The sequence below is a fragment of the Pseudomonas sp. FSO-7 genome (assembly GCF_059579345.1).
Map to the genome: position 1 here is coordinate 5,179,834 of NZ_CM184193.1, position 14,072 is coordinate 5,193,905.

The following is a 14,072-nucleotide window of genomic DNA, read 5'->3' on the forward strand; positions in this document are numbered from 1 at the left end:
TTCAACCCACAAAGCGCAGAAGTTACTGATTGATTGAGTAGCCCAAAGCCGCTGGGCGAGAGGGTCGAGGCGCGTCCGGCGCTTTCTGCTACCATGGCGCCTCTGTCACTTGCGGTATTCATTCATGGCCTTCCGCCCTCTTCCAGCCAAGGCGCCCGCCGTTCTGCTGCGCGAAGCCAAGCCGCTGAAAGCCATCTTCGGCCACGCCAGACGCCTGGGTCACTTGCAGCGCTTGCTGGACAGCCAGTTGCAACCGGCCGCGCGCGAGCATTGCCACGTGGCGTCCTGGCGCGAAGGCAGCTTGCTGTTGATCGTCACCGATGGTCACTGGGCCACGCGCCTGCGCTACCAGCAAAAACGCCTGCTGCGCCAACTCCAGGCGTTCGAAGAATTCGCCAACCTGACGCGGATCCTGTTCAAGGTACAGCCGCCCACCGTCCAGGTCGGCGCCAAGGGGCATACGCTGGATCTGTCCACCGATGCCGCGGCGACCATCCAGGCCACGGCGGACGGCATCACCGATCCCAACCTGCGGGCGGCGCTGGAGCGGTTGGCGGCACATGCGCGGCCCAAGGATTGAGTTTTCGGCGCCTGTTAGATAGTTATCGCGAGCAAGCTCGCTCCCACAGGGGGTCTGCGGCGGACACTTATTTTGTGTACAACGCCAATCCCTTGTGGGAGCGAGCTTGCTCGCGATAGCGGCAGATCAACCGGCACATGCTTCGCCTGCTACACCGCCTTCGCGAGCAAGCCCGCTCCCACAGTAGATTTCTGCCGGGCGCAACATGTGTGCCTGCCGCAGATCCATTGTGGGAGCGGGCTTGCTCGCGAAAGGGGCGACTCGGTCCTGGCTACCGGCGCCGCTTGCTGCCCCCCAGCAACGACCCCATCAACCCGCGCACCAATTGCCGCCCCAACTGATTGGCCGCCTGGCGCATCGCTGATTTAAGCGCCTGGCCGGCTGCCGTGCCGAGGAACTCGCCAGCCTTTTCGGTGAAGCTGGGTTCTTCGGCCGTGGGCTTGCCCGGCACCGCTTCGGCCTGGGGTTCCAGCCCCTTGCGCCCCATCAGCACTTCGTAGGCCGATTCGCGATCAATCGGCTTGTCGTAGCGCCCTTGCAGCGACGAACGGGCGATCAACCCGGCGCGCTCGGCCTCGCTCAGCGGTCCGATGCGCGATTGCGGGGGCGCCACCAGCACCCGCTGGACCATTTCCGGCGTGCCTTTTTCCTGCAAGGTGCCCACCAGGGCTTCACCGATGCCCAGTTCGGTCAGCACCGCCAAGGCGTCGAACTGCGGATTGGGCCGGAAACCGTCGGCCACCGCCCGCAGGGATTTCTGCTCCTTGGCAGTGAAAGCCCGCAAGCCGTGCTGGATGCGCAAGCCTAACTGGGCGAGCACATCGTCCGGCAAGTCGCCCGGCGACTGGGTCACGAAATACACCCCCACACCCTTGGAACGGATCAGCCGCACCACTTGCTCCAAGCGCTCCTGCAATGCCTTGGGCGTACCGGCAAAGAGCAAGTGCGCCTCATCGAAGAACAGCGCCAGCAGCGGCTTGTCCGCATCGCCGCGCTCGGGCAACTGCTCGAACAGCTCGGCCAGCAGCCACAGCAGGAACGTCGCGTAGACCTTCGGCGCTTCGTGGACCAGGCGGCTGGCGTCGAGCAAGTGGATGCGGCCACGGCCATCGCTGGCCGGTTGCAGAATGTCTTCGAGCTGCAACGCCGGTTCGCCGAACAACGCGTCCGCGCCCTGCTGTTCCAAAGTGGACAGGCGCCGCAGCAGCGCCTGGCTGGAGCCGGTGGTCATCAGCGCCGCGTCGTCCCCCAGCAGCTCGGGGTTGTCCTTGAGATGATTGAGCAGCGCCTTCAGGTCCTTGAGGTCCAACAGCAACAGACCCTCGCGGTCGGCCACCTTGAACGCAGCGTAGAGCGCCGACTGCTGGCTGTCCGTGAGTTCCAGCAGGCTGCCGATCAACAACGGGCCCATCTCACTCAGGGTGGTGCGCAGTGGATGACCGGACTGGCCGTGGATATCCCACAAGGTCACCGGATAAGCCTGGGGCTTGTGGTTGAGCCAAGGCATGCCGGCAATACGCTCGGCGATCTTGCCCTGGGGGTTGCCGGCCGCGCCCAGGCCGCACAGGTCACCCTTGATGTCCGCCGCGAACACCGCCACGCCGGCATCGCTGAACATTTCCGCCAGGCGCTGCAAGGTGACGGTCTTGCCGGTACCGGTGGCGCCCGCCACCAGACCATGACGGTTCGCCAGGCGCATGGCCTGGGCGATGGGCTGGCCGCTGAGGTCGGCGCCGATAACGAGTTGCGATGAGTCAGGCATGTGGTCACCCGTGGTGGTTGCGATATGACGCCATTTTGCATGCTTATATAAAAGCATGCCTGGTGCATTAAGGCCCTGGCAGCAGGAATAATAACTGCGAACCTGGGCCGCCCCTATCGCGAGCAAGCTCGCTCCCACAGGGATTGGGGCCGGGGCACAGCTCCAATGTGGGAGCGAGCTTGCTCGCGATGAGGCCCTGTCAAACCCAGCAATACTCCACTGACACCCCACCCCCACAACCCCAACCGAACATCTATTCTTACTAAAGGTCAACACAGGAGAACACAGACCGGAGGGACGTTCATCGTGCATATAGCGGACATCACCATGTTCTACGCCCCCGCCAGCGGAGGCGTGCGCACTTATCTGGATGCCAAGCACCGGCGCCTGGGCGATCGGCCCGGTATTCGCCACAGCCTATTGATCCCCGGCGCGCATTTGAGCGAGCACGACGGCATCTACAAGGTTCCAGCCCCTGCGCTGCCGTTCGGCAAGGGCTATCGCTTCCCCCTTCGCCTGGCGCCGTGGCGCAATGTCCTGCGCGATCTGCAGCCGGATCTGATCGAGGTCGGCGATCCGTACCTCACCGCCTGGGCCGCCTTGGATGCCCGCCGTCAGCTCGACGTGCCCGTCATCGGTTTCTATCACTCCGACCTGCCGCTGTTGGTGAGCAACCGCATGGGCAACTGGTTCACCCCCAACATCGAAGCCTATGTCAGCAAGTTGTATGGCAATTTCGACCGAGTCCTGGCGCCGAGCCAGGTCATGGCCGACAAGCTGACCGGGCTGGGGGTCAAGAACGTCTTTGTGCAACCCTTGGGCGTTGACCTGCAAACCTTCAACCCCGCCGCCCGCGACCCGGAACTGCGGGCCGAGCTGGGTATCGCCGAAGACACGCGCCTGCTGATTTTTGCCGGTCGTGGCTCCAAGGAAAAAAACCTGCCGGTGCTGCTCAAATGCATGAAACGCCTGGGCGAGCGCTATCACCTGTTGTTGGTGGGCTCGTCGATGCCCGCCGTGGTGCCGGACAACGTCACGGTGGTGGATGAATTCTGCCCGGCACCGCAAGTCGCCCGGCTCATGGCCAGCGCCGACGCCCTGGTGCACGCCGGCGACCAGGAGACCTTCGGCCTGGTGATCCTCGAAGCCATGGCCAGCGGTATTCCCGTGGTGGCGGTGGCGGCCGGGGCTTTCACCGAAATCGTCCATGAGGACTGTGGCCTGCTGTGCACACCCAACAATCCCCAGGCCATGGCCAATGCCGTGCGGCAACTGTTTGCCGAAGGCTGCCAGCGCCGTGGCCTGCTGGCACGCCGGCATGTGGAGCGTCATTACGCCTGGGACACCGTGGTCAACAGCTTGCTGGGGCATTACTACGCCGTGCTCGGCGAACAGATGCCGTTGCTGGCCAATGGTTGAGGCGAGGTCCGTGTCGATGAATCACTCGCCCAGTGTCCTGTTTCGCAAATACGTTTCTTTCTTGGCGAGTGGCTGTTGTCGTCAGGCAAGGCGCCGCGACGAGTCATAGCCCACTATGGCGAGGAGCGGCAACGCAGCATGACGACAACAGACACCGTCAAAAAGGAACAGTATTTGTGATACAGGACACTAGCGTGCTCTTGGTGCTGCATGACGTGGCACCGCAAACCTGGCCCGACTACCAGCCCTTCGTCGAAGCCGTGGATGCCCTCGGCCAAGTGCCAATGACCTGGCTGGTGGTGCCGGACTTTCACCGTGCCAATGCCTTGGAGGCTCATCCCGGCTTTCGGCGTCTGCTCGACAGCCGGGTCGAGCGCGGCGATGAGCTGGTGTTGCATGGCTACTACCATTGCGACGACGGCCCCGCCGCCCGCCACCCCAAGGATTGGTTCATGCGCCGGGTCTATACCCACGAGGGCGAGTTCTACAACCTGTCCGAGGCCGCCGCCCTCGCCCGCCTGCGCGCCGGGATCGACACCTTTGAGCGCTACCACTGGCCGCTGGAAGGTTTCGTCGCCCCGGCCTGGCTGATGAGCGAAGGCACGCGCCAGGCTTTGCGCCAGTTGCCACTGAGCTACACCAGTGACACCCAACACCTCTATCGCCTGCCCGACTTCAGCGCCATCGACGCGCCAGGGCTGGTCTGGAGCGCCCGCAGTGCCTGGCGCCGTGGCCTGTCTAAAGTCATCAGCGACCAGCGTGAACAGCGCTGGCGCCAGGCTCCGGTGATTCGCCTGGGCCTGCACCCGGTGGACATGCGCCACGGGTTTTCCCGCAACTATTGGCTGCGCACCCTCGAACGCCTGCTCACCGACGGTCGCGTGCCGATGACCAAGGTCGGCTGGCTGGCAACCCAGGGGTTGCGGGCCCGCAGCGCCGCATGAAACGGCTGATCTGGCTGGGTGTCGCCCTGCTCACGGCGTTGTTGGTGCCGTTGCTGGTCGGGGGCGGGGAAATGTGGTCGCGGGTGCAGCGTTTTCCCCTGTCCCTGCTGCTGGCCATGCTCGGCATGATCGTGCTGTGCTGGGGCTTGAATTCCGTGCGCCTGCGCCTGCTGCTGGGTGAATACCGAGGGCGCATCGGCGGGTGGAAAAGCATGGGTGTGGTGATGTCCACCGAATTCGCCATGTGCGCGACGCCCGGTGGCAGTGGCGGCCCGCTGACGCTGATGGCCCTGCTGGCGCGCAACGGTGTGCGCCCGGCCCATGGCAGCGCGGTGTTTGCCATGGACCAACTGAGCGACTTGCTGTTTTTCCTCTGCGCCTTGGTGGGCATTCTGTTCTACGCGCTGTTCCAGAACCTCAGCCAGCGCCTGGAATGGATGCTGGCGTTGAGCGCGATTTCATTGTTCAGCGGGCTGTGCGGCTGCGTGCTGGTCGCTCGTTATCACCGCCGGCTGATCCTGCTGGGGGCTCGCGTACTGCGACACTTGCGGGTAAAGACTGCCACCCGCCAACGCTGGGGCCGCAAGATCCTGAACTTCCTGGCGGCCTTCACCGACACCTTGAAATTGCCGCGACAGACGCTGTTCCAGGTCTTCGGCCTGACCTGCCTGCATTGGGCGTTGCGCTACAGCGTGTTGTACCTGGCATTGAAGGGGCTGGGCGCGGATTTGCAGTGGGCCTGGAGTTTCCTGATCCAGATGCTGTCCTTGAGCGCGGGACAGTTCAGCCTGCTGCCAGGCGGTGCCGGGGCGGCCGAATTGACCTCGGCGGCGCTGCTGGCCCCGATGGTGGGCAAGTCCACCGCAGCGGCGGCGATCCTGATCTGGCGGGCGGTGACCTATTACTTTTACCTGGTGGCCGGCGGACCGGTGTTCTTCCTGATGGTCGGGCGGCCGTTGATCAAGAAGCTGATCAGGCTCAGGCAAGCCTGACCGGTCACGGCGCCTGTTCGGGCTCGTCCTGGGGGTGCAACTGCTCCCACAATTGCGCGGCATCGGGAAACTCGGTGCCATCCTCCGGGCTCAACGCGTCGGGGTCATAGCGGCTGAGGCAGCCCTCGCCCAAGGTGGCTGGCGCCTTGGAGGTGGCTTTGTCCAATGGGTCGGTCATGGCGCGTTCCTCCCTTTGAGGTTGCATGTACCGTGGCGAGGGAGCTTGCTCCCGCTCGGCTGCGCAGCAGTCGTAAAAGCCTGCCTACTCCATTCTCCCGATACACAGTGTGGAATGGTTTTGGGGCTGCTTCGCAGCCCAGCGGGAGCAAGCTCCCTCGCCACAGGGACATCGTTGTTCTTTAGTAAACAAAAAGGCCTGGCGATCGCTCGTCCAGGCCCTTTGAAGTGTAGTCAGAAGACCACGGTCTTGTTGCCGTGCACCAGCACTCGGTCTTCCAGGTGATAACGCAGGCCCCGGGCCAATACCATCTTCTCTACGTCACGGCCGAAACGCACCATGTCTTCGATACTGTCGCTGTGGCTGACGCGCACCACGTCCTGCTCGATGATCGGGCCGGCATCCAGCTCCTCGGTCACGTAGTGACAAGTGGCGCCAATCAGCTTCACACCGCGCATCGACGCCTGGTGGTACGGCTTGGCCCCGACGAACGACGGCAGGAAACTGTGGTGGATGTTGATGACCTTGTGGGCGTATTCGCTGCACAAGGCCGGCGGCAGGATCTGCATGTAGCGGGCCAGTACCACCACCTCGGCGTCGTGGTGCTTGACCAGCCGCGAGACTTCGGCGAACGCCGGATGCTTGTCCTGCGGGTCGACCGGTACGTGGTAATACGGGATGCCGTGCCATTCCACCATGCTGCGCAAATCGTCATGGTTGGAAATCACACAGGCGATGTCGCAATCGAGCTCATCGCTGTGCCAGCGGTGCAACAAGTCAGCCAGGCAATGAGACTCGCGGCTGGCCATCAGCACCACGCGTTTTTTCTGCGCGGTGTCGGTGATACGCCAGTCCATCGAGAACTCTTCGGCAATGGGGGCGAACGCTTCACGAAAGGCTTCGATGCCGAAGGGCAGCGAGTCGGCACGAATCTCGTGACGCATGAAAAACCAACCGCTTTGATTGTCCGAGTGATGGCTCGCTTCGGTGATCCAGCCGTTATGGGACGCCAGAAAGTTACTGACTTTAGCAACGATGCCGACGCGGTCCGGGCAAGCAATCACCAGACGAAAAGTGCGCATTAGGGAAACTCCAGAACTTCGCAAAGGCGGCCATTCTAGCCATTGCGCGGCAAAACTGCAGTATCGATGACACGCCGAATCCTGGGCCACAGCCCCAGGCCATGATCTGCGAGGCCGGGAAGGCAGGTTATATGTGTGAACAGATGTGAAGACACTGTCGTGGCATTTAACTGCAACAGGCGTTTTTGTGGCGCAGCACTAATTAATTAAATAAAACACCGGTTAAATGTTTACTTGATGAAACTGTCTGATTACTATTGCCGCACTGTCTCCTTGTCACCCGCGTCCTACATAAGGTAGTCCACATGTCCTTGATCAATGAATACCGCGCCACAGAAGAAGCCATCAAAGAACTGCAAGCTCGCCTGAAAAACCTGTCGCAAGACGACAAACTGCAAACCGAGCTTGAATTCGAAGGCAAACTGCGCACGCTGATGGGCGAATACTCCAAGTCGCTGCGCGACATCATTGCCCTGTTGGATCCAGAAGCCAAGTCGAGCAAAGCCCCACGTGGCGCCGTCAAAACTACCGGCACCAAGCGCGCTCGCAAAGTTAAGCAATACAAAAACCCGCACAACGGCGAAGTCATCGAAACCAAAGGTGGCAACCACAAGACGCTGAAAGAGTGGAAAGCCAAGTGGGGCGGTGACGTGGTAGAAGGCTGGGCAACCCTGCTGGGCTAAGCCTCACCGCGGCGCAAGCTTCTTTGCGAACAAAAAAACGCCAGTGCTTACTGGCGTTTTTTTATGCCTGTTATCTTTTCATTTCATTGCGATTCAAGGCTTAAACGTTTGCGCAATTGCTGGCTGTAGCCTTGCCACTCCATGAGTACTTCTCGCTGCATCGGCGTAGACAGGGCCAGCCACTCTACCATCGCCTCGTCAAAACTTTGCAAGGTATTAGGCGCTCCCCACTCCGGGGCGGACAGACGTTGTTGACAGAAAATTCTCCAGCGTTCCTGCTCTTCGGGATTCAAGGTGTCTGGAAAGTTGCGTGCGCGATATCGGAACAATAGTTCCGGCAGACGCTCATCATCGAAAGGCCAGTGCGCTTGCGCCAACTGCGCCGGATCCGCCATGCGCACTTGTTCACATAAACGCCGATCGCGATCGCCCAAGAAGCCCGCGTATAACTGTTGCTCGGGATCCTCGCTGGCGGAGAAATCCTCGCGGCCATAAATAGTCTGAAGTTTATCCTGCCAAACTTTCTGTGCGTCAGTTAGCCGCAATGCCCGCTGTTGATAGCCTTCCATGTCCAGTTCCAGCCGCTGCTGGTCCTCGACGCGCAGCACCGACAACGGCGCGACCACCGGGCATTTGTTGATATGGATAAGCTTGAGCGGCACCGGCAACTCACCCTCGAGCAGTTCTTCACGGCGGGTATACAACCGCTGGCGCAGGCTTTCGGCGTCATGGTCCAACAGGCCCTGGGGGTCCAGGTGCAGGTCGCAGACAATCAGGGCGTTGCGGTTTTTCGGGTGCCAGGCCAACGGCAATACCACGCCGATGTAGTTGCGCGCCGCCGAGAAGCGACCGGAAATATGCACCATCGGCTGCAGCAGGCGGATCTGGTCCATCACCTTCTGTTTGCTGCGCAACTGGAACAGCCAGTCATAAAGCCGGGGCTGCTGCTGACGGACCAGGCGGGCCAAGGCGATGGTCGCGCGCACGTCCGACAACGCATCGTGGGCCTGGCCATGATCGATGCCATTGGCGGCGGTCAGGCGCTCAAGCTTGAGGCTGACGCGACCGTCCTCCTGCGGCCAGACAATCCCATCGGGGCGTAGCGCATAGGCGGCGCGCACCAGGTCGATCAGATCCCAGCGACTGTTGCCGCCCTGCCATTCCCGCGCATACGGGTCGAAGAAATTCCGATAGAGGCTGTAGCGGGTCATTTCATCGTCGAAGCGCAGGGTGTTGTAGCCGGCGCCACAGGTGCCCGGCGCAGCCAGTTGTCCGTGGACACGGGTCATGAAATCGGCTTCGCTCAAGCCTTTTTCGGCCAGGCAGGTCGGGGTGATGCCGGTAATCGCACAGGCAGCCGGATGCGGCAGGATGTCATCGCTGGGCCGGCAATACAGGTTCACCGGTTCATCGATTTCATTGAGTTCGAAATCGGTACGGATACCCGCCACCTGCAAGGGCCGGTCGCAACGCGGGTTGATGCCGGTGGTTTCGTAGTCGTACCAGAAGATGGAAGTCACGGGCTGTTCCTGAACTGAAGACTGGCGAAGTCTAGGCGCTTGAACCCGCCTGCGACCAGCAATGCTGTAACTTTTGAATGCCAGCACGGGCGCCACCCCCCATCCTGTGGGAGCCAGCTTGCTCACGATAGCGGTGGGTCAGCTTGCATCAATGCTGGATGTTCCGACGCCTTCGCGGGCAAGCCCGCTCCCACAATGGTTTTTCGGGTGATTGCAGGATTTGTATCCACCCTAAATCCCCTGTGGGAGCGGGCTTGCTCGCGATGGCGGTGGTTCAGTTGCATCCATGTTGAATGGGCTGCCGCTATCGCGAGCAAGCTCGCTCCCACAGTTGAACGCCGGTGCTCACGGCTGCGATGTTCAATCCCACAAGATGATGCAGACAGTGTTCGCCCTCTCAATCCTGTTGCAAACCATGAAATGCCCCACACTGTTCTATCGTTTGCCCGCGCGAAGACTGCTAGCATCTGGGCCGAGATTGAACATTCGGTCTGGCCCATCACAGGTTGCCCATGCTCGAGACACCAGCACTGCAAAGGAACGCGACGCTGCCCGCGCCCCTGGACACGCGTTATCAGGTGGAAACGCCGGAGGGCATCGACCTGCCGCTGCGCCCGGCGGGGTTGATGCCGCGTGCAATCGCCTTCGCCATCGATTTGGGCATACGCGGGTTGGTCCTGGGTGTTTTTTTCCTGGTCCTGGCGTTTTTCGGCGAGCTGGGGCTCGGCCTGGGGTCCATCCTGCTGTTTGTCGTCAGCTGGTGGTACATGGTGTTGTTCGAGGTACTTAACCAGGGGCGCTCTCCCGGCAAACAGATCATGGGGCTGCGCGTGGTGCAGGACGATGGCCGGCCCATCGGCTGGTCGGCGTCGCTGATCCGCAACCTGCTGCGTTTCGTCGACATGCTGCCCTTCGGCTACACCTTCGGGGCCATCTGTTGCCTGCAGCATCCAGCATTCAAGCGCCTGGGCGACCTCGCGGCCGGCACGCTGGTGGTGTATCGCGAACAACCGGTCAAACGCCCCGCATTGCCCATGGCCCCGCCGATACGCACGCCTTTCCCCCTGAACCTGCATGAGCAACGCGCCGTGCTGGGCTTCGCCGAACGCCAGGCAGAATTGTCCCAGGCGCGGGTCAACGAACTGGCAGCGATCCTGGCCGCACCACTGAACGTCCAGGGGCCGAACGCCACCGCCGAACTCAATGGCATCGCCCGCGGCCTGCTGGGGCCGACATGAAGCAAAGCCTGTTCGAAAGCCGCCACCAAGGAGAATGGGAGCACCTGTCCCGGCAACTCGATCAATTGGAACGCAGCCGCAACGTGCCCCAGAGCAGTGACTTCCCTGCCGCCTACCGACGGCTTTGCCATCACCTGGCATTGGCCCAGGCCCGGGGTTACAGCAGCTTGCTGGTCGACACCCTGCAACAACTGGCGCTGCGCGGTCACCAGCAACTCTACCGGGATCGCAGCCGCCCCTCGGCCAGCCTTTCGACCTTTATCCTGGTCGGTTTCCCTCGACTGGTGCGTGAGCAATGGCGCTTCGTGCTGGCCGCCAGCCTGATGTTCATGGGCAGCCTGGTGGGCATCGGGCTGTTGGTCTACCTGTTCCCGGAACTGGTCTACAGCGTGCTGGGCGCCGACGAAATCAGCCAGATCCGCAGCATGTATGACCCGGCCTCCGGGCACTTGGGGCGCTCGGTCGAACGGGCCGCCAGCGAGGACTGGGTCATGTTCGGCTATTACATCATGCACAACATCGGCATTGCCTTTCAGACGTTCGCCAGTGGCTTGATGTTTGGGCTGGGCAGCGCGTTCTTCCTGTTTTTCAATGGCCTGACCATTGGCGCGGTGGCCGGGCACCTGACCCAGATCGGCTCCGGGGGAACGTTCTGGTCGTTCGTGATCGGCCACGGCGCCTTCGAACTCACCGCCATCGCCCTGGCCGGCGCCGCAGGCCTGCAACTGGGCTGGGCGTTGATCGCCCCGGGACGCCTGACCCGGGGCGAGGCCTTGCGGCTCGCGGCGGGTAAAAGCGTGCTGATGATCGGCGGCGTAATGCTGTTCCTGCTCATTGCCGCGTTCATCGAGGCCTACTGGTCTTCCAGCGCGGTGACGCCCGCCACCAAATACACGGTGGGCGCCTTGTTGTGGCTGTTGGTGATCAGCTATCTGTCGCTTGCCGGACGGGCCCGCCATGCGCCTGAGTGATGCCACCGTCGTCATCCGTCCACGCACCACCTGGGAAGCCATGGACCTTGGCATATTGATGAGCCAGCAGCATCGACGCCTGTTGATGACCAGTTGGGCGATCATCACGCTGCCGGTGTACCTGTTGCTGACCCTGCTGCTGTGGGATTCACCGTCCCTGGTGGTGATGCTGTTCTGGTGGCTGAAACCGGCCTTTGACCGTTTGCCGCTGTACATCCTGTCCAAGGCGCTGTTTGGCGAAACCCCCACCTTGAGGCAGGCCCTGCGCCAATGGCCGGCGCTGCTCAAGCCCCAGTTGCTGGCCAGCCTGACCTGGCGCCGGCTGAGCCTGAGCCGCAGCTTCCTGCTGCCGGTGGTGCAACTCGAAGGGCTCGCCGGCGAGGCGCGGGAGCAACGCATACGGGTATTGCAACAACGCAACCGCGGCGCGGCGCAATGGTTGACCATCATCGGCATGCACCTGGAAACCGCCCTGTGGTTCGGCCTGATGGCCCTGTTCTACCTGTTCGTGCCGCAACAAGTCGAACTGCAATGGGACTGGGAAATGCTGGTGTCAGCGGCCGAGCAGGACTGGTTGTGGTTCGAACACCTGGTCAATTTCTTGTATCCGCTGCTGCTGATCTTGTGGGAGCCGGTGTACGTCGCCTGCGGCTTCAGCCTCTACCTGAACCGGCGCACCATCCTCGAGGCGTGGGACATCGAGTTGGTGTTCCGGCGCCTGCGCCAGCGCCTGAGCGGCGTGGCCCCGGCATTGTTGCTGCTGGCCCTGGTGATGCTGCCACTGGCGCCCCCGGCGTTTGCCGCTGAGGACAACAGCGGCCCCGACAGCCCGCGGTTGCTCAACCAGCCCCTCACCAGCGAAGCCTCCCGGGACGGCATCAAGGCGATCCTCGACGCCCCGCCGTTCAAGAACCCGGAGACCGTCACCCGTTATCGTTTCGGCGAAGAAACCGCCGAAACCGCCGATGAAACCGAAGCAAAACCGAGCTGGCTCAAGGCCCTGTTCAAATGGCTCGGTGGCCAACGCTTCGACATCGCCGCCGCGCTGATCCAGGTCGCGCTGTGGGCCTGCCTGGTGGGGGCGATCGTCTGGCTGGCCTGGCACTACCGGGAACGACTCAAAGCCCTGGTCAATCGCCGACCGACGCAACGCCTGCCCGTGGAACGCGCGGCGCCGGCCCATATGTTCGGCCTGGATATTCGTGAAGAAAGCCTGCCGACCGACGTCGCCGCCAGCGTCGAACAGCTGTGGGCCACACAGCCCCGTGAAGCCTTGGGCCTGCTGTACCGGGCACTGCTCAGCCGATTGCACCATGACTTCAAGATCCCCTTGAAACCGTCCGACACCGAAGGCCAGGTGCTGCAACGCATCGAACAGCTCAGGCAGGACAACCTGCTGGGCTTCAGCCAAAGCCTGACCGTGCACTGGCAGAACATTGCCTATGGGCATCGCGCGCCGCCGCCCCACCTGCAACAGGAACTGTGTGACGGCTGGCGCGGGCTGTTCGGTCCGGGAGCGTCTCGATGAACCGGCACGCGGGGTGGCTGATCGGCGCCGTGCTGGCCGCCGTGGTGTGCGTATTCGGTTTCTATCTCTACACCCAGGCCGTGCCTTATGAGGAGGTCGTCGAACACGGCCCCTCTCCGGAGGCCCAAGCCAACCCTTACCTGGCCGCCGAACTGTTCCTGCGCCAGCGGGGGATCAACGTCGAGCACGCCAACAGCCTGGAGGTGCTGCCGACCCTGGAGCCACGCCAACACAGCCTGCTGTTGTTGGGCGAGCGCACCCACATGACGCCAAGGGAAGTCGAGCAGTTGATGCACTGGACCCGGGCCGGCGGGCGCTTGCTCTTTGTGGCCGAAGCCTTGTGGGACGACAGCACCGGCAGCAGCGGCGACTTGCTGCTCGATCGCGTTCGCCTGCACCAATCTTTGAGCAAGGACCTCAAGGAGCCCGCGCCCGAACTGATCAAGGACCGTTACCCGGAACTGACCAAGCTCTATCTGGAAGATGAAGAGGCGCCGGCGTATGTCGGTTTCGACACCGACTTCCACCTCGAAGACCCGCACAACCTGGCCCAGGCCTGGGCCAATAGTGCGTTGGCGACCCACATGATGCAATTGAACCTTGGCCTGGGCTCGATCACCGTGATCACCGACGCCGAGCTGTGGAAGAACGACGCCATCGACCAGTACGACAACGCCTGGCTGCTCTGGTATTTGAGCGCCGACACGGACGTTACCCTGCTGTTCAACACCGACCACGACACCCTGCTGACCCTGTTGCTGCGCTATTTTCCCCAGGCGCTGGTGGCACTGCTGGCCTTGGTTGCCCTGTGGTTCTGGCGTTCGGCGGTGCGCCATGGCCCGTTGCAAGCACCGGCCTCCCAGGCGCGGCGCCAGTTGGAAGAACACGTCCAGGCCAGCGCCGGCTTCCACCTGCGCCACAACGGCCAACAGCACCTGTTGCACGCCTTGCAACAAGACGTGCTGCGGCGGGCACGCCATCTTCACCCAGGCTTCGAACAACTGGCCGTCGCCGAACAATGGCAGGTACTCGCCCGCCTGACCCGGCAACCCACGCGGGCCATCAGCCAGGCCTTGAGCCCACGGCCGAAACAGCGGATGTCCAGCGCCGAGTTCTGCCGCCAGGTCGCCCATTTGCAAACCCTCAGGAATGCCCTATAAATTTTCCGCAAAAAA

At 62.4% G+C, this 14,072-nt stretch carries 13 protein-coding genes; 9 read left to right on the top strand and 4 right to left on the bottom strand.

What is annotated here, in order from left to right; genetic code table 11:
* The first annotated feature begins 124 nt into the window (after window positions 1–124).
* Entirely contained in the window at window positions 125–580 is a 456-nt protein-coding gene (locus AC515T_RS22715) for a DUF721 domain-containing protein (RefSeq protein WP_305485383.1), read from the top strand.
* 271 nt (window positions 581–851) lie between these two features.
* Here the strand turns inward: AC515T_RS22715 and AC515T_RS22720 are convergent, their stop codons facing one another.
* On the bottom strand, window positions 852–2,342 hold the full coding sequence (locus AC515T_RS22720; protein ID WP_496530099.1) for a helicase HerA-like domain-containing protein: 1,491 nt from the start codon (window positions 2,340–2,342) through the stop codon (window positions 852–854).
* A 327-nt stretch (window positions 2,343–2,669) separates the two neighbouring features.
* Here AC515T_RS22720 and gpgS point away from each other — a divergent pair, with 327 nt between their 5' ends.
* The 3 genes from gpgS (at window position 2,670) to gpgF (ending at window position 5,697) form a co-directional block, all read left to right on the top strand.
* A complete protein-coding gene (gene gpgS, locus AC515T_RS22725; RefSeq protein ID WP_496530100.1) occupies window positions 2,670–3,761 on the top strand; it encodes an N-acetylglucosaminyl phosphatidylglycerol synthase in 1,092 nt (363 codons plus the stop codon).
* Window positions 3,762–3,940: 179 nt separating this feature from the next.
* Window positions 3,941–4,705, top strand: coding sequence for an N-acetylglucosaminyl phosphatidylglycerol deacetylase (gene gpgD, locus AC515T_RS22730; RefSeq protein WP_496533179.1), 765 nt, complete (start codon window positions 3,941–3,943; stop codon window positions 4,703–4,705).
* Entirely contained in the window at window positions 4,702–5,697 is a 996-nt protein-coding gene (gene gpgF / locus AC515T_RS22735) for a glucosaminyl phosphatidylglycerol flippase (protein ID WP_496530101.1), read from the top strand. The genes gpgD and gpgF overlap by 4 nt, the downstream gene beginning before the upstream one ends.
* Before the next feature lie 4 nt (window positions 5,698–5,701).
* Here the strand turns inward: gpgF and AC515T_RS22740 are convergent, their stop codons facing one another.
* Both AC515T_RS22740 and purU read right to left on the bottom strand, forming a co-directional pair.
* Window positions 5,702–5,875 (bottom strand): hypothetical protein, encoded by a 174-nt coding sequence (locus AC515T_RS22740; RefSeq protein WP_163006898.1) that lies wholly within the window; start codon window positions 5,873–5,875, stop codon window positions 5,702–5,704.
* A 233-nt stretch (window positions 5,876–6,108) separates the two neighbouring features.
* Window positions 6,109–6,957 carry a formyltetrahydrofolate deformylase gene (gene purU / locus AC515T_RS22745; RefSeq protein ID WP_496530102.1) on the bottom strand — a complete coding sequence of 283 codons (849 nt, stop codon included), beginning with the start codon at window positions 6,955–6,957 and terminating at the stop codon, window positions 6,109–6,111.
* A gap of 305 nt (window positions 6,958–7,262) precedes the next feature.
* Between purU and mvaT the strand changes: the two genes are divergently transcribed.
* On the top strand, window positions 7,263–7,640 hold the full coding sequence (mvaT, locus tag AC515T_RS22750; protein WP_003205091.1) for a histone-like nucleoid-structuring protein MvaT: 378 nt from the start codon (window positions 7,263–7,265) through the stop codon (window positions 7,638–7,640).
* An 83-nt stretch (window positions 7,641–7,723) separates the two neighbouring features.
* Here the strand turns inward: mvaT and sbcB are convergent, their stop codons facing one another.
* Window positions 7,724–9,160, bottom strand: coding sequence for an exodeoxyribonuclease I (gene sbcB, locus AC515T_RS22755; RefSeq protein WP_496530103.1), 1,437 nt, complete (start codon window positions 9,158–9,160; stop codon window positions 7,724–7,726).
* Window positions 9,161–9,672: 512 nt separating this feature from the next.
* Between sbcB and AC515T_RS22760 the strand changes: the two genes are divergently transcribed.
* Genes AC515T_RS22760 through AC515T_RS22775 form a run of 4 tightly spaced genes read left to right on the top strand, consistent with a single transcriptional unit; the run spans window position 9,673 to window position 14,057 of the window.
* The gene (locus AC515T_RS22760) at window positions 9,673–10,398 is read left to right on the top strand and encodes an RDD family protein (protein ID WP_496530104.1); all 726 of its coding nucleotides are present in this window, start codon (window positions 9,673–9,675) and stop codon (window positions 10,396–10,398) included.
* The gene (locus AC515T_RS22765; RefSeq protein WP_496530105.1) at window positions 10,395–11,369 is read left to right on the top strand and encodes a stage II sporulation protein M; all 975 of its coding nucleotides are present in this window, start codon (window positions 10,395–10,397) and stop codon (window positions 11,367–11,369) included. Before AC515T_RS22760 ends, AC515T_RS22765 begins: the two co-directional genes overlap by 4 nt.
* Entirely contained in the window at window positions 11,356–12,897 is a 1,542-nt protein-coding gene (locus AC515T_RS22770) for a DUF4129 domain-containing protein (protein WP_496530106.1), read from the top strand. The genes AC515T_RS22765 and AC515T_RS22770 overlap by 14 nt, the downstream gene beginning before the upstream one ends.
* On the top strand, window positions 12,894–14,057 hold the full coding sequence (locus AC515T_RS22775) for a DUF4350 domain-containing protein (RefSeq protein ID WP_496530107.1): 1,164 nt from the start codon (window positions 12,894–12,896) through the stop codon (window positions 14,055–14,057). Before AC515T_RS22770 ends, AC515T_RS22775 begins: the two co-directional genes overlap by 4 nt.
* Window positions 14,058–14,072 lie beyond the last annotated feature (15 nt).